Source organism: Modestobacter versicolor (assembly GCF_041028285.1).
GTDB classification, from domain to species: domain Bacteria; phylum Actinomycetota; class Actinomycetes; order Mycobacteriales; family Geodermatophilaceae; genus Modestobacter; species Modestobacter versicolor_A.
Genome location: NZ_JABGDB010000003.1, coordinates 78,741 through 95,203 on the forward strand (window position 1 = coordinate 78,741; position 16,463 = coordinate 95,203).

A 16,463-nucleotide genomic window follows, 5' to 3' on the forward strand; every position below is an offset into this window, starting at 1 on the left:
GATCAGGTGACCTGATCAAAGGCCGTCCCCCCGCAGCAACGTCGGTGCGGGAGGACGGCCTCTGCTGCGGTAGGACGGGGCGGTCAGAGGCTGCGCAACCAGTCGACGGCAGCGCCCGCCACGGCCGCGGGGTCCTTCTTCAGCCCGTGGTCGCCCGGGACGGCGGCGACGGTGCCCGCGTGCCCGGCCAGCGCCTGCCGCACCTCGGCCGGGCCGCCGAACGCGTCGGTGGCCCCCTGCACGACCAGCAGCGGCACCCGCACCTGGTGCAGCTCGGCGGCCCGGCTCTTCTCCGGCCGCCCCGGCGGGTGCAGCGGGAACGCCAGCGCCAGCACCCCCGCCGCGCCCTCGGACGTCGACGTGCGGCAGGCCACCCGGGCACCGGCGCTGCGGCCGCCCAGCACCAGCGGTCCGCTCAGCCAGTCGGGCCGCAGCCCGGCCAGCACCGCCGTCCAGCCCTCGTCCAGCCGGGCGGGCGCCGGGGCGATGCGCCTGCCGGCCACCTTCCACGGCTGCTCCACCAGCAGCACCCGCCAGCCCGCCGCGGGCCCGGCCGCCGCGAGCGCGGCCAGGTCGGCGGAGTCCACCCCGCCACCGGCGCCGTGCCCCAGCACCAGGGTGCCGGCGACCGCGCCGTCGGTGCCGGTGGCCGCGCCGTCCGGGTCGTGCCGGTGCACCCGGGCCGGGCCGAGCGGGGTGGGCACCTCGAGCAGCGCAGCGCTCACGCGGGCAGGTCGAGCAGCCCGTCGACGACCTCGACCAGGGTGCTGCCCTGGACGTGCGGCGCGGGGTGGACCTCGGCCCAGCTGCCCTCGGCCCGGGCCGCCCAGCCGCCGGTGAGCCCGGCCTGCTGGGCGCCGTGCACGTCCCAGGAGTGGACGGCGACCAGCGCCATCCGCTCCGGCGGGACGTCGCAGACGCCGGCCGCCCACAGGTACGCCGCCCGGTCCGGCTTCCAGGTGCGGATCGACTCGGTGGTCAGGCAGCGCTCGACCAGCGGGGTCACCCCACCGCGGGAGAGCCCGGCCTCGGCGACGCCGGGGGAGCCGTGGGTGAGGGTGACGGCCCGGACGCCGGCCGCGGTCAGCCGGCGCAGCGCGGGCTCGACGTCCGGGTGCGGGGACAGCTCGAGGAAGGCGTCGGCGACCGTGCCGCGCTCGGCCGCCGACAGCTCGGTCAGCTGGGCGAGCGCGGTCTCGAACGCCGCGCGGAAGCGGCACCAGGTGCCGGCCGCCTGCCCGGCGATGCCGAGCAGCAGGGTGCGGCCGAACACGGTGGGCAGCAGCTCGGCGGGCTCACCGAGCTCGACCAGCGTGGCGCGCACCGGCGCCAGGTCCAGCAGCGTCTCGTTGACGTCGAAGGCGACGACGTCCGGCCGGGCCCGCACCGGGCTCAGGCCTCGTCGCGCTCGTCGACCGGCAGGTCGGAGCCGGCGTGCGCGGGGCGGTCGAACCCGCCGGTCAGCTTCTTGTAGAGGAACCAGCCGACGAACAGCACGACCGCGGCGACCACGGCGTAGTCGAGGTAGTGCAGGTTCGCCTGCACGAAGTCGCCGGCGGCCACGCCCAGCCCGATCAGCACGCTGTTCCAGATCAGGCTGCCGGCGGTGGTGAACAGCAGGAACTGAGGCAGCGGCATCTTCACCACGCCGGCCGGCACCGACACGAAGCTGCGCACGATCGGCACCATCCGGCCGAAGAACACCGCCGAGCGCCCGTGCCGCTCGAACCAGGCGAAGGTCTTGTCGACGTCCTCGGTGGCGACCAGGGGCAGCCGGTCGAGGAAGGCGTGCGACCGGCGCGGGCCGAAGACCCGGCCCACCCAGTAGAGGACGAGCGCCCCGACGACCGAGCCGAGGGTCGCGAACAGCACCACCGGGACGACGTTGAGCCGGCCGTCGTTGATCAGCACCCCGGCGGCGCCGAGCACCGCTTCGCTGGGGATCGGCGGGATGACGGTCTCGATCAGGATCGTCAGCCCGACGCCCGGCGCGCCCAGCTTCTCGACGAGGTCGAGCAGGAAGCCGGTGATCCCGCCTTCGTCGGACGCGGCAGCGGCGAGGACGGACATGGCGCCCACGGTATCGGCGCCTCCTGTGTGCCGCCCTGCTCCGCGCCGGGGGCGACCGTAGGGTCGCGGCATGGTGCACCGCTTCACCGCCCGCGCCGTCGTGGTCGGGGACCGCGCCGGCACCGTCGTCCCCGATGCCGTGCTGGACGTGCAGGACGGCGTCATCAGCTGGGTCGGCACCGCCGCCGACGCACCGCCGCTGGCTGCGGACGCGCAGGTCACCCGGCTGCCCGGCGTGCTCACCCCCGGCATGGTCAACACCCACTCGCACGCGCCGATGGTGCTGTTCCGCGGCCAGGGCGAGGGGCTGCCGCTGGACCGCTGGCTGGCCGAGGTGATGTGGCCGAGGGAGGCGCAACTCACCCCCGAGGACGTCGAGGTCGCGATGACCGCAGCGTCGGCGGAGATGCTCCGGCACGGGGTGACCACCAGCGTGGAGATGTACTTCCAGCCCGAGCGGATCGCCACGGCGGTCCGGGCCACCGGCGCCCGGTCGGTCATCGCCAACCCGCTCATCGGGCTGCCCGGCTTCGGCACCTTCGACGAGCAGTTGGACACCGCCGTCCGGCTCTCGGCGGACAGCGACGAGCAGGTCGAGTACGGCATCGGCCCGCACTCGGCGTACACCGTGCCGCTGCCGGTGCTCACCCAGGCCGCCGAGGCGGCGCGGGCTCACGACCTGCTCCTCACCGTGCACGTCGCCGAGACCGCGACCGAGGGCGACGAGCTGCTGGCCACCCACGGCTCCAGCGTCCCGGCGCTGCTGGCCGCGCACGACGTCCTCGGCGGCCGGGTGCTGGCCAACCACTGCGTGCACATGGACGACGGCGACCTGGAGCTGTGGCGCGAGTACGACGTCGCGGTGGCGCACTGCCCGGGCAGCAACACCAAGCTGGCCAGCGGCACCGCCCGGCTGCGCGACATGCTGGACCTGGGCATCCGGGTGGGCATGGGCACCGACGGCCCGGCCTCCAACGACAACCTCGACCTGTTCGAGGACCTCCGGCTGGCCGCCCAGCTGGCCCGGCTGCGGGAGCGGGACGCGACCGCGCTCACCGCACCCGAGGCGTTCTGGCTCGCCACCGGGGCTGCGGCCGCGGCGATCGGCCGCGAGGACCTCGGCCAGCTCACCGCCGGACGGCGGGCCGACCTGGTGCACGTGGACACCGACGACATCGCCTTCGTGCCGGTCGGCGACCTGACCGACCTGGTCACCCACCTGGTCTGGTCGGTCGGCTCCCGGCACGTGCGCGACACCTGGGTGGCCGGCCGGCAGGTGGTGGCCGGCGGAGCCTCGCTCACCGTCGACGAGGCGGCGCTGCGGGCCGACGTGCAGGTCCGGGCGATGCGGCTCGCCGGGCGCTGAGGGACTCCTCGCGGCGTGGTCAGGCGCGCAGCGAGACCGTCTGGCCGCGGCCGACGGTGCGGACCTCGCCCGGCAGCCGCCGCTGCGCCACCTCGGCGACGAAGTCGCCCAGCGGGCTGCGGAACACCGAGTAGTCGTCGTAGTGCACCGGGACGGTGACCGGGGGCTTCAGCAGCTCGACCAGGTCGGCGCCCTGGCGGCCGTCCATGGTCACCAGCACGCCGGGCGGGACGCGGGTGCCGCCCAGGTGCGGGACGAGCACGTCCAGCGGCCCGCACCGCTCGAGCACCTCGCCGAGGTACGGCCGGAACAGGGTGTCGCCGCTGATGTAGCCGCGCCACCGCACCTCGCCGTCGCGCGCCAGCTCCAGCACGCTGCCCATCACCTGCGGCAGCAGCCGGGCGAGCGGGCCCGGCCCGTGGACGCCGGGGACGCTGGTGACCCGCAGCGTCGAGGTCCCGCGGGTCAGCTCGTGGGTCTGCCACGGCCGCAGGTCGGCGGTGGCGGTGAAGCCCCGCTTGGCCAGGCAGCGGGCGGCCTCCGGCGTCGTCACCACCGGCACCGCCTTGGGCATCGACCGGGTGGCGACCCGGTCCCAGTGGTCGCCGTGCATGTGCGAGAGCAGGACGGCGTCCAGCGTCGGCAGCTGCGTGGGCTGCAGCGCGGGCTCGGTGAGCCGCTTGCTGCGCAGCCCGTAGCCCAGGTGCGCCCGCTGGCCACGGTGCAGGAAGTTGGGGTCGGTCAGCAGGGTGAACGGACCCAGCCGCAGCAGCGTCGTCGCGGTGCCGCCGAAGGTGAGCGTGACGTCGTCGTCCGGGGTGGTGTCCTGCGGAACGGTCATGCGGCGCGGCTACCCGTCAGCCGCCCGTCTGCAACCCCGGGAGCCGGGTCTGCTCGACCGGCCTGGGCAGGGTGCCGGTGGCCAGCACCTGCTCGTGCACCTGCTCCAGCGCCGTGCGCAGGACCGGGAGCAGCTCGGCGTCCAGCCCGTCGAAGAACATCCGGCGGACCAGCGCCGCGTGCCCGGGGGTCGAGGCGCGGAGCGCGCCGAGACCGGCGGCGGTGAGGACGGCGTCGGTCGCCCGGCCGTCGGTGGCCGACGGGCTGCGCTCGACCAGGCCGCGGGCGCTCATCCGCTGCAGGTGGTGGCTCAGCCGGCTGCGCTCCCAGGCCAGCCGGGTGGCCAGCGCGGTCAGCTGGAGGCGGTGCCCGGGGGAGTCGGCCAGCGCGTTGAGCACGTCGTAGTCCGGCAGGGAGAGGTCGCTGTCGGTCTGCAGCTGGCGGTTCATCTCGTAGGTCAGCCGCAGCATCACCCGCATGTAGGCGAACCAGGTCTCCTGCTGCTCGGCGCTCAGCACCTCGTCGACCTGTTCGTTGGATGACATGTCACGTATCTTCCTGTCCGGCGGCCCCGTCAGTGTCGACTCCCGCGCCGCCCCCGTCGAACGAGTCGAGAGGAACCGCCATGACCGAGTCCGTCCGCACCGCCGAGGAGTTGCTCGCGCGGATGCTCGGGGGCGTCTTCAACGAGCCGGACGCGCAGCGGCGGGAGGCGGTGATCGCCGAGGTGTTCACCGAGGACGTGGTCTTCGCCGACGACGGGCACGCGGTGACCGGCCGGGCGGAGCTGGCGGCCACCGTGACCGGGCTGCTGGCGCAGGGGCCGGGCCTCGTCTTCACCCCGGCCGGGCCGTTCCGCGGGGTGACCGACCTGGGCATGCGGCCCTGGCGGCTCGGGCCGCCCGGCGGGGCGCCGGTGGTCGGCGGGCTGGACGTCGCCCAGGTCGTCGACGGCCGGATCGCCCGGCTGTGGACCCTGCTCGACGCCTGAGGCGCCCGCTCGAGCCCTGCCCACGGTGGTGGGCAGGGCTCGAGCTTCCGCAGCGCCGACCCGTGCCGCAGACTCACGGCGGCACCGACCCACGAGGAGCACCCATGGACCAGATCGACCCCAGCGTCCCGCCGAGCGGCACCGGCTGCGTCGAGTGCGACGCCAGCGGCAGCTGGTGGCTGCACCTGCGCCGCTGCGCCGCCTGCGGGCACGTCGGCTGCTGCGACTCCTCGCCCAACCAGCACGCCACCGCGCACGCGACGGCCACCGGCCACCGCGTCGTGCAGAGCTTCGAGCCCGGCGAGGGCTGGTTCTGGGACTACGTCGAGGGCGAGTTCGCCGAGGGCCCGCCGCTGGCGGCGCCGCACGCCCACCCGGCCGCGCAGCCGGTGCCCGGTCCCGCGGGCCGGGTGCCCGCCGACTGGACGAAGCACCTCCACTGAACGGACGGCACAGCCAGCAGGTCGCACCGTGGAACTGACCGCCGAGCTCGTCGCCCTGGTGATCGCGGTCGGCGTCGTCGCCGGCCTGTGCAACCGGTACGGGCTGCCCACCCCGCTGGTGCTCGTCGTCGTCGGCGCGGGGGCCTCCTTCCTGCCGAACGTCCCCGAGGTGCAGCTCGACCCCGACGTCGTCCTGTTCGCCCTGCTGCCACCGCTGCTCTACGCCACCACGGCCCGGACGTCGCTGTTCGACTTCCGGCACAACAAGGCCAGCATCGTCGCGATGTCGGTGGTGCTGATCTTCTTCACCGCGCTGGTGGTCGGCTGGGTCACCTGGTTGCTGCTGCCCGGCGTGGCCCTCGCGGCCGCCATCGCCCTGGGCGCGGTCGTCGCACCGCCCGACGCCATCGCCGCCTCGGCCCTCGGCCGCCGGCTGGGCCTGCCCCGGCGGGTGGCCACCCTGCTGGAGCACGAGAGCCTGGTGAACGACGCCGCGGCGCTGATCGCGCTGAGCGTGGCGGTCTCCGCGCTGACCACGGAGCCCTCCCCGTTCGAGGTCGCCGGCGACTTCGCCTGGGCGGTCGTCGGGGCGGTGCTCGTCGGCGGCGTCGTCGCCGCGGTGCTCGCCGTCGTCCGGGCCCGGGTGCAGGACCCGGTGCTGGACACGCTGGTCTCCTTCGTCGCCCCCTACCTGGCCTTCCTGGCCGCGGAGGAGGTCCACGCGTCCGGGGTGCTGTCCACCGTCGTCACCGGGCTGACGCTGGCGCACCTGTCGCCGAGGGTGCAGACGGCCACCGCGCGGGTCACCGAGGCGATCACCTGGCGCACCGTCGCGTTCGTGCTGGAGAACGGCGTCTTCCTGCTCATCGGCATGCAGCTGCCCGGCCTGCTCTCCGGCGCCGCCGACAGCGGCCTGGGCGCCGGCCGGATCGTGCTGGTGTGCGTCGGCGTCCTGGTGACCACGGTGGTCGCGCGCTTCGCCTTCGTCTTTGGCCTGGCCGGGGTCCTCTCGGTCGGCACGCCCGCGATGCGCCGGCAGGCCTGGAGCCCGGCGGTCGCCGGGCTGGTCTCCTGGGCGGGCATGCGGGGGGTGGTCACGCTGGCGGCTGCCCAGGTGCTGCCGGCGGACCTGCCTGACCGGGAGGTCCTGCTGTTGGCGGCGTTCACCGTCGTCGTCGGCACCCTGCTGGTGCAGGGCTCGACCCTGCCCTGGCTGGTCCGCAGGGTGGGCCTGCCGGCGCCGGACCCGGCCGAGGACGCGCTGCAGGCGGCGGTGATCGGGGACGCCGCCAACGCCGCCGGGCTCCAGCGGCTGGCCGAGCTGGCCACCGGCGACGAGCCCGACGGGGTGATCGAGCGGCTGCGCGACCGGTCCATCGCCCGGTCGCACGCGACCTGGGAGCGCCTCGGCCGGCCGCTGGCCGACCAGGAGACCCCGTCGAGCACCTACGCCCGGCTGCGGATGGCGATGCTCGACGCCGAGCGGGAGGTCGTGGTGCGCGCCCGCGACGCCGGCACCGCCCCGACCGAGGTGCTGGAGGCCGCGCTCAACGCGATCGACGTCGAGGAGTCGCTGCTCGACCGGCACGAGGAGCTGGAGTCGCTGGACCGCGAGCGCCCGCTGGCCCCCCGGCCCACCGACGCGCTGTGCGACCACCTCCGGCTGGCCCCGGCCGGGGCCGCCCACCCGGAGGAGGCCTGCGAGGACTGCGTGCGCGAGGGCACGACGTGGGTGCACCTGCGCACCTGCATGGCCTGCGGCCACGTCGGGTGCTGCGACTCCTCACCGCGCCGGCACTCCCGTGCGCACTTCGGGTCCACCGCGCACCCGGTGGTGGTGAGCGCCGAACCGGACGAGGCCTGGCGCTGGTGCTGGGTGGACAGCGCGCTGGGCTGACGCGGGCGGGCCGCCGGTCAGGTCGGTAGCGCCGCTCACCAGCTGCGTCGCTGCGGTCGGCGGCTGCTGGTAGACACGACCCGTGGCACAGACCAGGTCCGTCGACGAGTCCTTCCTCGCCCTGCCGCTGTCCGCGCTCGCCGAGGCCGCGCTGACCCGGGCGACCGACCTGGGCTGCGAGCACGCCGACCTGCGGGTCGAGCGGATCCGCACCCAGACGATCCGGCTGCGCGACGCCCGGCTCGAGGCGCTGGGCGACGGGGAGGACCTGGGCCTGGCCGTCCGGGTGGTGCACGAGGGCACCTGGGGCTTCGCCGCGGGCGTGGTGCTCACCGCCGCCGAGGCGGTCCGGCTGGCCGAGGAGGCCGTCGCCGTCGCCCGGGTGTCCGCCGCGATGAACACCGACCGGGTCGAGCTGGCCCCCGAGCCGGTGTACGCCGACGGCGAGTGGGTCTCGGCCTACGAGGTCGACCCGTTCGCCGTCCCGGACGCGGAGAAGACGGCGCTGCTCACCGAGCTGTCCGAGCAGCTGCTGGCCGCCGACGGCGTCGAGCACGTGACTAGCAGCGTCATGCAGGTCAAGGAGCAGAAGTTCTACGCCGACACGGCCGGCACCCGCACCCGCCAGCAGCGCGTCCGGGTGCACCCGGAGTTCACCGCCCTCACCGTCGACCGGGCCACCGGCACCTTCGAGTCGATGCGCACGCTGGCCCCGCCGGTGGGCCGCGGCTGGGAGTTCGTCGCCGCCGACGGCTGGGACTGGCGCGGTGAGCTGGCCGAGATCCCGGAGCTGCTGCGGGAGAAGGTGAAGGCGCCCTCGGTCGAGGCCGGCCGCTACGACCTCGTCGTCGACCCGTCGAACCTGTGGCTGACCATCCACGAGTCGATCGGCCACGCCACCGAGCTCGACCGGGCGCTCGGCTACGAGGCCGCGTACGCCGGCACCTCGTTCGCCACGCCGGACAAGCTGGGCACCCTGCAGTACGGCTCGCCGCTGATGAACGTCACCGGCGACCGGACGGCCGAGCACGGGCTGTCCACGGTCGGCTGGGACGACGAGGGCGTGGCCGGCCAGCAGTGGGACCTGGTCCGGGACGGCGTGCTGGTCGGCTACCAGGTCGACCGCAACATGGCCCGGCTGCGCGGTCTGGAGCGCTCCAACGGCTGCGCCTTCGCCGACTCCGCCGCGCACGTGCCGGTGCAGCGGATGGCCAACGTCTCGCTGCAGCCGGCCGCGGACGGCCCGTCCACCGAGGAGATCATCGGCGGCGTCGAGCGCGGCATCTACGTGCTGGGCGACAACAGCTGGTCGATCGACATGCAGCGGTACAACTTCCAGTTCACCGGCCAGCGGTTCTACCGGATCGAGAACGGGCAGCTGGCCGGCCAGCTGCGCGACGTCGCCTACCAGGCGACGACGACGGACTTCTGGGGTTCGATGACGGCGGTCGGCGGCCCGCAGACCTACGTGCTGGGCGGGGCGTTCAACTGCGGCAAGGCCCAGCCCGGCCAGGTCGCCCCGGTCAGCCACGGCTGCCCGACGGCGCTGTTCGAGCAGACGAACATCCTCAACACCAAGCAGGAGGGTGGGCGATGAGCTCGCAGACCCCGCAGGAACTGGTCGAGCGGGCACTGGCGGCGTCGAAGGCCGACGGCGCGGTCGTCTACGTCACCGACAGCTCGGAGGCCAACCTCCGCTGGGCCAGCAACAGCCTGACCACCAACGGGGCGATGCGGTCCCGCCAGGTCGTGGTCATCTCCTTCGTCGACGGCGGGGCGGGCATGGCCACCGGCACCGTGGCCCGCACCGGCACCCCGGACGTCGCCGGCCTCGTCGCGGCCAGCGAGCAGGCCGCGCGCGACGCCGGACCGGCCGAGGACGCGGTGCCGCTGGTCAGCGAGGCGCCGCCCGGCTCCGGCGACTGGGACGCCGAGGCCGCCACCACCTCGATCGACGTCTTCGCCGACTTCGCCCCCGCGCTCGGCGAGGCCTTCGGCGCCGCCCGCGGCCGCGACGAGCTGCTGTTCGGGTACGCCGAGCACTCGCTGGCGACCACCTACCTGGGCACCTCGACCGGGCTGCGGCTGCGGCACGACCAGCCCACCGGCCGGGTCGAGCTCAACGGCAAGAGCACCGACTTCGGCCGCTCGGTCTGGGCCGGTGTCGGCACCCGCGACTTCACCGACGTCTCGGTGGCCGACCTCGCCGCCGAGGTGCGGCAGAAGATGGCCTGGTCGCAGCGGCGGGTCGAGCTGCCGGCCGGGCGGTACGAGACGCTGCTGCCGCCGTCCACGGTCAGCGACCTGATGATCGTCGCCTACTGGTCGATGGAGGCCCGGGACGCCGACGAGGGCCGCAGCGTCTACGCCAAGCAGGGCGGGGGCAACCGGATCGGCGAGCGGCTGGCCGCGCTCCCGCTGACGTTGCGCAGCGACCCGCGCGCCCCGGGGCTGGAGACCGCCCCGTTCCAGGTGGTCGGCGGCTCCTCGGGCAGCGCGTCGGTGTTCGACAACGGCATGGCCACCCCGGCGGTCGACTGGATCCGGGACGGCGTGCTGACCAACCTGGTCCGGCCGCGCGCCTGGGCGCTGAAGACCACCGCCCCGGCGACGGCCGCGGTGGACAACCTCGTCCTCGAGGACCCGGCCGCCACCGCGTCGCCGGCGGAGATGATCGCCCGCACCGAGCGGGGGCTGCTGCTCACCACGCTCTGGTACATCCGCGAGGTCGACCCGCAGACCCTGCTGGTCACCGGCCTCACCCGGGACGGCGTGTTCCTCGTCGAGGGCGGGGAGGTGACCGGGGCGGTGAACAACTTCCGGTTCAACGAGTCGCCGGTCGACCTGCTGGGGCGGGCCACCGAGGCCAGCCGCACCGAGCGGACCCTGCCGCGGGAGTGGAACGACTGGTTCACCCGGGCGGCCATGCCGATGCTGCGGGTGCCCGACTTCAACATGAGCTCGGTCAGCCCGGCGAGCTGACGGCCGCCCCGGCTGTCGGGCCGGCGTCGGGGAGGTCGCGCAGCCAGTCGACCAGCAGGCGGTCGACGTCCTCGGGACGCTCCTGCTGCACCCAGTGACCGCAGCCCGGGAGCAGCGTCGAGGACCGCAGGCCCGGCACCACCTCGGGCAGGGCCGCGATGGCGTCGGCCATCCACGTCGTGGTCGCGTCCAGCTCCCCGCCGATGAAGACCGCCGGCTGGGTCAGCCGGGCCCCCGCGTGCGGGGCCAGGTCGGCCCAGTCGCGGTCGGCGTTGCGGTAACGACCCAGTGCACCGGCGATCCCGGTGCGGGCCAGGTCCTCGACCGTCCCGTCGAGGTCGGCCTCGCTGAGCCACGACGGGAGCGGGCCGGCCGGGAACCGGTCGGACATCCGGGCACCGGCGGGGACGAAGAACAGCCCGTCCGGCCCGGGGGAGGTGTGCGTCGGGCCGTCGAGCCCGCGGGCGAAGCCGGCCAGCCAGCCGCGGGGGTCGCGTGCCACGTCGGCCTCGGCCCGGCCGGGCTGCTGGAACCAGCTGACGTAGAAGTCGGCCCCCGGCCCGCCGACCTGCGCGAACGCCTCGGTCGGGCGCGGGCCGCCCGGCGGGTTGTACGGGACGCCCAGCAGCCCGACGGCCCGGACGACGTCCGGCCGGAGCAGCGCGGCAGTGGCCGCGATCGGGGCGCCGACGTCGTGCCCGACCACGACGGCGGTCTCGTGCCCGAGCCCGTGCACCACCGTGACCACGTCGTCGACCATCGCCGTCATCCGCAGGTCGCCGACGTCCGCCGGGACCGACGACCGCCCGCACCCGCGCAGGTCGGGCGCGGCCACCTGGAACCCGGCCGCGGCGAGGGACCCGAGCTGCCGCCGCCAGGCACGCCAGGTCTCCGGGAACCCGTGGAGCAGCACGACGAGCGGGCCGGTGCCCTGCTCGACCACGTGCAGCTCGCCGGTGGGCGTGGGCAGGGTTCGGTGCCGGCGGCCGTGCGCCGCGGGAGGCGGGGAGGTCATGCCGGGACCCTGACGGGCTGCCCGCCGGAACAGCCAGCTACCTTGCTGTTCCGGCAAAGGCAGCCGTGGGGTCAGCGGCGGTCGCGGCCGGTCTGCTCGGGGTCCGGGGTCGCGGTGGACACTGCCGGGTCGACCGGGTCGCCGGTCGCCTCGGGGCCGACCGCACCGGGGTCCGGGGTGCGGAAGGCGGTGTCGCGCCCGGCCGCCGCCGGGGTCGCGGGGTCGGCCTGCTCCGGGGCGTCCGGCTCCTCGCCGCCGGTGCCGAAGCCCTCGGCGGGCGGCGGGGCGCCGGTCCCGGCGTCCGCGGCGGGGATGCCGTCGTCGGTGGAGGGCTGGACGGGGTCGAACGGTGCGCTCATCGACATGGGCGGTGCGTACCCGGCCGGGGACGCCGCCGCACGTCCCCGGGACGACGAACGGGCGAACACCCGGCGTCGGGCCGGCTGCCCGGTCGGAGACGGAGACCCGCCGCCGTGAGTAGAGCCCTGCCCACAGGGGTGGGCAGGGCTCTACTCGCGCGGGGGCACCTCTCCTCCCCGCACCTCTCCTCCCTGGCGGCGGTGGGCGCCAGCGGGCCGGGTCGTTACGCTGTCGCCGGGCCGTGACTGGCGCTGACAGGTGGGCCACCACCGGGGAGCGGCCCCGCCGACCCGCCGCGCGCCTGGGCTCCCGTCGAGGAGGAGCGCGCCCGTGACCAGCACCGTGAACCGCGAGTCCACCGCCTTCGCCAGCGCGCTGGACGTCATCGCCCAGGTCGAGCCGCGCGTCGCCGCCGCCATCGGCCAGGAGCTCACCGACCAGCGGGAGAGCCTGAAGCTCATCGCCAGCGAGAACTACGCCTCGCCCGCGGTGCTGCTGGCGATGGGCAACTGGTTCAGCGACAAGTACGCCGAGGGCACCCCCGGACGCCGCTTCTACGCCGCCTGCCAGAACGTCGACACCGTCGAGCGGCTCGCCGCCGAGCACGCCCGCGAGCTGTTCGGCGCCCAGCACGCCTACGTCCAGCCGCACTCCGGCATCGACGCCAACCTGGTCGCGTTCTGGTCGATCCTCGCTGCCCGGGTGGAGACCCCGGCGCTCGCGGCGGCCGGGGTGCCCAACGTCGACGCGCTCAGCGACGCCGACTGGGCGCGGGTCCGCCGGGCGCTGGGCGACCAGCGGATGCTCGGCATGTCCCTGGACGCCGGCGGGCACCTCACCCACGGCTTCCGGCCCAACATCTCCGGCAAGATGTTCGAGCAGTCCAGCTACGGCACCGACCCGGCCACCGGGCTGGTCGACTACGCCGCGGTCCGCGAGCGGGCCCGCGAGGTCCGCCCGCTGGTCCTGGTCGCCGGCTACTCCGCCTACCCGCGGCGGATCGACTTCGCCGCGATGCGGGAGATCGCCGACGAGGTGGGCGCCACGCTGATGGTGGACATGGCGCACTTCGCCGGGCTGGTCGCCGGCCGGGTGCTCACCGGCGACTTCGACCCGGTGCCGCACGCCGACGTCGTCACCACCACCACGCACAAGTCGCTGCGCGGACCGCGCGGCGGCATGGTGCTGTGCACCGACGAGTTCGCGCCGTTCGTCGACCGCGGCTGCCCGATGGTGCTCGGCGGGCCGCTCCCGCACGTGATGGCGGCCAAGGCCGTGGCGCTGGCCGAGGCCCGCCGTCCGGAGTTCGCCGACTACGCCCAGCAGGTCGTGGCCAACGCCCGCGCCCTGGCCGACGGGCTGCTTCGCCGCGGCGCGCGGCTGGTCACCGGCGGCACCGACAACCACCTGGTACTGGTCGACGTCAGCGCCTACGGGCTCACCGGCCGGCAGGCCGAGGCCGCCCTCCTGGACGCCGGGCTGGTCACCAACCGCAACTCCGTCCCGGCCGACCCGAACGGCCCCTGGTACACCTCCGGCATCCGGCTGGGCACCCCGGCGCTGACCACCCGCGGGCTGCGCGAGGCGGAGCTGGCCGAGGTCGGAGACCTGCTGGTCGACGTGCTCGCCCACACCCGGCCGGACGGCGACTCCCAGGTCCGCTACCGGGTGGACGCCGGGGTGGCGGAGCGGGTCCGGGCGCGGGCGGCCGAGCTGGTCGGCGCCCACCCGCTGTACCCCGAGATCGACCTCACCGGCCGGGGCTGACGCTGCGGGGCCGACCCACCGCCGGCGGGTCGGCCCCGGTGGGTCAGCGGTGCAGCCGCGGGTCGAAGAAGTCGCGCAGCGCGTCGAGGAGGCCTCGCGCCCGAGCCGAGGCCACATCGAGGAGGACAGGCCCTCTCCGCCTGGTCAGACGAGGGCCTCGATGGCAGACAGATGCAGCAGGTGCAGTGGTCGGCTTCCGGGCGCTGGAACCCCCGGGGAGGAAGGCCGTCGGGCGGTTCCGTGGCGTGGAACTTGCGTCCCGCGTCGGTGTGGACCGTGCCACATTCGTCGCCGACGACGTCGTCTGCTCGGCCACCCGTGGCCGTCCGTGAGGAGCCACTCCATGTCCAGGAAGACCCTTCCCCGGGCGGCGGCCGCCGCCTGCGCCGTCGTGTTCGTGGTGACCGGCTGCAGCGGCGGAGGTGAGGAAAACTCTGCCGGCGGGACGTCGGCCGGCTGCGATCCGCGCCAGGGCGGCACGCTCACCGTGCAGCAGCCGTTCGAGCTCGCCACGACCGCGAACTTCTTCGAGAGCATCGACCCGTCGCTCATGCAGATCATGTCGGGCACCGTCTACAGCAAGCTGCTGGAGGTCGACCCGGAGGCCGAGGACTTCGCGCTCACCGGTGACCTGGCCACCGACTGGGAGGTCTCCGAGGACGGGTTGACCTACACCTTCCAGCTCCGGGACGACGTCGTCTGGCAGGACGTCGCGCCGGTCAGCGGGCGGCCCTTCACGGCCGACGACGTGGTCGCCACCTTCATGGGCCTCAAGGCCAGCAACGCGGCCCACAAGTGGATGGTCGCGCCGGTGGAGAGCGTGACCGCCGAGGACGACACCACCGTGGTGTTCCAGCTGTCGCGGCCCTACGCGCCCTTCGTCGAGTACCTCGCCCACCACTTCAACGTCATCCTGCCCCGCGAGGGCGTCGAGGGCGCGTACGACATGGCCGAGACCTACATCGGCACCGGGCCCTACATGGTCGCCGAGCACAACCCCGACGTGGAGTGGGTCCTCGAGCGCAACCCCGACTACTTCGGGGACGCCTACGTCGACGAGATCAGGCTGCCGATCATCAGCGACACCGCGGCGGTCACGGCGGCGTTGCGCAGCGGCCGGCTCGACATCGGCACCGTCCCCTTCGACATCGCGGAGAGCTCCTTCGCCGGCAGCGACGACTTCCAGGTGGTCGAGCAGCCGTCCAACCAGGTCAGCTTCTACATCAACACCACGAAGGCGCCCTTCGACGACGTCCGGGTGCGCCGGGCGATCATGATGGCCATCGACTGGCAGGGCATGGGCGAGAGCGTGCGGGGCCGTTTCAACCCGACGTCCCTGCTCCGCCCGGACGTCTCGGCGGCCGCCTTGACCGAGGACGAGCTCGCCGAGGTGCGCCCCTACGACCCCGAGCAGGCCCGTGAGCTGCTCGACGAGGCGGGGGTGCCCGAGGGCTTCTCCCTCGAGCTGCTGGTCCAGCAGCTCAGCGAGGCCGACGTCCGCGAGGCGGAGTGGATGGTCGCGGATCTCGCCGACGTCGGCATCACCGCCGAGATCAGCATCGTCGACCCGGCGACCGGCATCACCCGCCGGCGCGCCCACGACTTCGACATCACCAAGGCCGTGCGGTCGGTGATCTTCCCGGACCAGACGATCCAGGACTTCCACTCGGAGTCGATCGACAACTACGCCGCGGTCAACGACCCGCAGGTCGACTCCATGATCGCCGACAGCCGGACGATCCTGGACCAGGCCGAGCGCGACGAGGCCTACCGGGCGTTCCAGCGGTACATGGAGACCGAGGTCGTCCCGGGCGGCCTGCCCGTGCAGTACTACCAGTCCTGGGTGGCCGGCAGCCGAGTGCAGAACTACCAGCAGTCGCCGATCTACCAGGGCAGCCTCTACGCCGGCATGTGGGTCTGCGAATGAGCGGGGCCCCGGGGACGCGGCTGGGCGGGAAGGTCGCCGTCATCACCGGCGCCGGCTCGGGCATCGGTCGGGAGGCTGCAGTCCGGTTTGCCCGTGAAGGCGCCTCGGTGGTCGTCGCCGACCGAGCGGAGGAGCTCGGGCGGGGGACGGAGGACCTGGTGACGGAGGCGGGCGGCGCCGCCCTGTTCGTGCCCTGCGACGTCACCGAGCCCGACTCGGTGGCCGCCATGGTGGCCGCCGGGGTGGACCGGTTCGGGCAGCTCGACGTCGTCTACAACAACGCCGGGGGTTCGACGGCGAACGACGGCGCGGTGCACGAGGTGCCCATCGACGAGTGGTGGCGGACGCTGAACGTCGATCTGTTCGGCACCTTCCTGGTGTCCCGGTTCGCCGTCCCGCACCTGCTCGACCGAGGAGGCAGCGTGGTCAACACGACGTCGGCGGCCGGCCTGATGGGCGTGGACCCCGGCCGGTCGGCCTACTCCGCCGCCAAGGGCGGGATCATCGCCCTCACCCGGGCGATGGCCGCCTCGTACGCCAAGCACGGGATCCGGGTCAACGCGATCGCGCCCGGGGGGACGGCGACCGACCGGATCAAGGACGCCTTCGCCCGGACCGGTCGCGAGCTGCCCACCGGCGGTCCCGGCATCCCCTCGATCGGGCAGCCGTCCGACATCGCCAACGCCGCGCTGTTCCTGGCCTCCGACGAGGCCCGCATGGTCACCGGCCAGGTGCTGGCCGTGGACGGCGGGTCGACGACCACCCGCACGATGGGGCCGGCGCGGTGACGGAGGCGGCCCCACTG

At 74.6% G+C, this 16,463-nt stretch carries 16 protein-coding genes and 1 riboswitch; of the genes, 9 read left to right on the plus strand and 7 right to left on the minus strand.

Annotation, left to right across the window (positions count from 1 at the left end; genetic code table 11):
• Window positions 1-83 precede the first annotated feature (83 nt).
• The 3 genes from HL054_RS11610 to HL054_RS11620 are packed head-to-tail and all read right to left on the minus strand — an operon-like array spanning window position 84 to window position 2,070.
• Window positions 84-725, minus strand: coding sequence for an alpha/beta hydrolase family protein (locus HL054_RS11610; RefSeq protein WP_369139162.1), 642 nt, complete (start codon window positions 723-725; stop codon window positions 84-86).
• Window positions 722-1,387 carry an HAD-IA family hydrolase gene (locus tag HL054_RS11615; protein ID WP_369139163.1) on the minus strand — a complete coding sequence of 222 codons (666 nt, stop codon included), beginning with the start codon at window positions 1,385-1,387 and terminating at the stop codon, window positions 722-724. Before HL054_RS11615 ends, HL054_RS11610 begins: the two co-directional genes overlap by 4 nt.
• 5 nt (window positions 1,388-1,392) lie before the next feature.
• Window positions 1,393-2,070 carry a DedA family protein gene (locus HL054_RS11620; RefSeq protein WP_369139164.1) on the minus strand — a complete coding sequence of 226 codons (678 nt, stop codon included), beginning with the start codon at window positions 2,068-2,070 and terminating at the stop codon, window positions 1,393-1,395.
• Between the two features lie 70 nt (window positions 2,071-2,140).
• Between HL054_RS11620 and HL054_RS11625 the strand changes: the two genes are divergently transcribed.
• Complete coding sequence (locus HL054_RS11625; RefSeq protein WP_369139165.1) at window positions 2,141-3,436, plus strand: amidohydrolase family protein; 1,296 nt, start codon at window positions 2,141-2,143, stop codon at window positions 3,434-3,436.
• Window positions 3,437-3,455: 19 nt separating this feature from the next.
• On the opposite strand, the gene HL054_RS11630 is transcribed toward HL054_RS11625, so the two are convergent.
• Complete coding sequence (locus HL054_RS11630; RefSeq protein WP_369139166.1) at window positions 3,456-4,277, minus strand: MBL fold metallo-hydrolase; 822 nt, start codon at window positions 4,275-4,277, stop codon at window positions 3,456-3,458.
• A 16-nt stretch (window positions 4,278-4,293) separates the two neighbouring features.
• Complete coding sequence (locus HL054_RS11635) at window positions 4,294-4,821, minus strand: MarR family winged helix-turn-helix transcriptional regulator (RefSeq protein ID WP_369139167.1); 528 nt, start codon at window positions 4,819-4,821, stop codon at window positions 4,294-4,296.
• Window positions 4,822-4,901: 80 nt separating this feature from the next.
• Here HL054_RS11635 and HL054_RS11640 point away from each other — a divergent pair, with 80 nt between their 5' ends.
• The 5 genes from HL054_RS11640 (at window position 4,902) to HL054_RS11660 (ending at window position 10,589) form a co-directional block, all read left to right on the plus strand.
• The gene (locus HL054_RS11640; protein ID WP_369139168.1) at window positions 4,902-5,267 is read left to right on the plus strand and encodes a nuclear transport factor 2 family protein; all 366 of its coding nucleotides are present in this window, start codon (window positions 4,902-4,904) and stop codon (window positions 5,265-5,267) included.
• Window positions 5,268-5,371: 104 nt separating this feature from the next.
• A complete protein-coding gene (locus HL054_RS11645) occupies window positions 5,372-5,710 on the plus strand; it encodes a UBP-type zinc finger domain-containing protein (RefSeq protein ID WP_369139169.1) in 339 nt (112 codons plus the stop codon).
• A 28-nt stretch (window positions 5,711-5,738) separates the two neighbouring features.
• The gene (locus tag HL054_RS11650) at window positions 5,739-7,607 is read left to right on the plus strand and encodes a cation:proton antiporter domain-containing protein (protein ID WP_369139170.1); all 1,869 of its coding nucleotides are present in this window, start codon (window positions 5,739-5,741) and stop codon (window positions 7,605-7,607) included.
• 82 nt (window positions 7,608-7,689) lie between these two features.
• Window positions 7,690-9,204 (plus strand): TldD/PmbA family protein, encoded by a 1,515-nt coding sequence (locus tag HL054_RS11655; RefSeq protein ID WP_369139171.1) that lies wholly within the window; start codon window positions 7,690-7,692, stop codon window positions 9,202-9,204.
• Window positions 9,201-10,589, plus strand: coding sequence for a metallopeptidase TldD-related protein (locus HL054_RS11660; protein WP_369139172.1), 1,389 nt, complete (start codon window positions 9,201-9,203; stop codon window positions 10,587-10,589). Before HL054_RS11655 ends, HL054_RS11660 begins: the two co-directional genes overlap by 4 nt.
• Here the strand turns inward: HL054_RS11660 and HL054_RS11665 are convergent.
• A complete protein-coding gene (locus HL054_RS11665; RefSeq protein WP_369139173.1) occupies window positions 10,573-11,604 on the minus strand; it encodes an alpha/beta fold hydrolase in 1,032 nt (343 codons plus the stop codon). The genes HL054_RS11660 and HL054_RS11665 overlap by 17 nt on opposite strands.
• 71 nt (window positions 11,605-11,675) lie before the next feature.
• A complete protein-coding gene (locus HL054_RS11670; protein ID WP_369139174.1) occupies window positions 11,676-11,963 on the minus strand; it encodes a hypothetical protein in 288 nt (95 codons plus the stop codon).
• A gap of 232 nt (window positions 11,964-12,195) precedes the next feature.
• Window positions 12,196-12,278, plus strand: a riboswitch (ZMP/ZTP riboswitch).
• A 16-nt stretch (window positions 12,279-12,294) separates the two neighbouring features.
• On the opposite strand from HL054_RS11670, the gene HL054_RS11675 reads away from it, so the two are divergent.
• From HL054_RS11675 to HL054_RS11685, 3 genes are all read left to right on the plus strand, one after another.
• Window positions 12,295-13,731, plus strand: coding sequence for a glycine hydroxymethyltransferase (locus HL054_RS11675; protein WP_369139175.1), 1,437 nt, complete (start codon window positions 12,295-12,297; stop codon window positions 13,729-13,731).
• A gap of 343 nt (window positions 13,732-14,074) precedes the next feature.
• On the plus strand, window positions 14,075-15,658 hold the full coding sequence (locus tag HL054_RS11680) for an ABC transporter substrate-binding protein (protein WP_369139176.1): 1,584 nt from the start codon (window positions 14,075-14,077) through the stop codon (window positions 15,656-15,658).
• Window positions 15,655-16,446, plus strand: coding sequence for an SDR family NAD(P)-dependent oxidoreductase (locus HL054_RS11685; RefSeq protein WP_369139177.1), 792 nt, complete (start codon window positions 15,655-15,657; stop codon window positions 16,444-16,446). The genes HL054_RS11680 and HL054_RS11685 overlap by 4 nt, the downstream gene beginning before the upstream one ends.
• The last annotated feature ends 17 nt before the right edge of the window (window positions 16,447-16,463 follow it).

Coding starts and splice junctions, on each gene's coding strand:
- HL054_RS11660 (WP_369139172.1), top strand. CDS start 9,201: ATGAGCTCGCAGACCCCGCAGGAACTGGTCGAGCGGGCACTGGCGGCG.
- HL054_RS11685 (WP_369139177.1), top strand. CDS start 15,655: ATGAGCGGGGCCCCGGGGACGCGGCTGGGCGGGAAGGTCGCCGTCATC.
- HL054_RS11645 (WP_369139169.1), top strand. CDS start 5,372: ATGGACCAGATCGACCCCAGCGTCCCGCCGAGCGGCACCGGCTGCGTC.
- HL054_RS11620 (WP_369139164.1), bottom strand. CDS start 2,070: ATGTCCGTCCTCGCCGCTGCCGCGTCCGACGAAGGCGGGATCACCGGC.
- HL054_RS11625 (WP_369139165.1), top strand. CDS start 2,141: ATGGTGCACCGCTTCACCGCCCGCGCCGTCGTGGTCGGGGACCGCGCC.
- HL054_RS11665 (WP_369139173.1), bottom strand. CDS start 11,604: ATGACCTCCCCGCCTCCCGCGGCGCACGGCCGCCGGCACCGAACCCTG.
- HL054_RS11635 (WP_369139167.1), bottom strand. CDS start 4,821: ATGTCATCCAACGAACAGGTCGACGAGGTGCTGAGCGCCGAGCAGCAG.
- HL054_RS11670 (WP_369139174.1), bottom strand. CDS start 11,963: ATGAGCGCACCGTTCGACCCCGTCCAGCCCTCCACCGACGACGGCATC.
- HL054_RS11630 (WP_369139166.1), bottom strand. CDS start 4,277: ATGACCGTTCCGCAGGACACCACCCCGGACGACGACGTCACGCTCACC.
- HL054_RS11640 (WP_369139168.1), top strand. CDS start 4,902: ATGACCGAGTCCGTCCGCACCGCCGAGGAGTTGCTCGCGCGGATGCTC.
- HL054_RS11680 (WP_369139176.1), top strand. CDS start 14,075: ATGTCCAGGAAGACCCTTCCCCGGGCGGCGGCCGCCGCCTGCGCCGTC.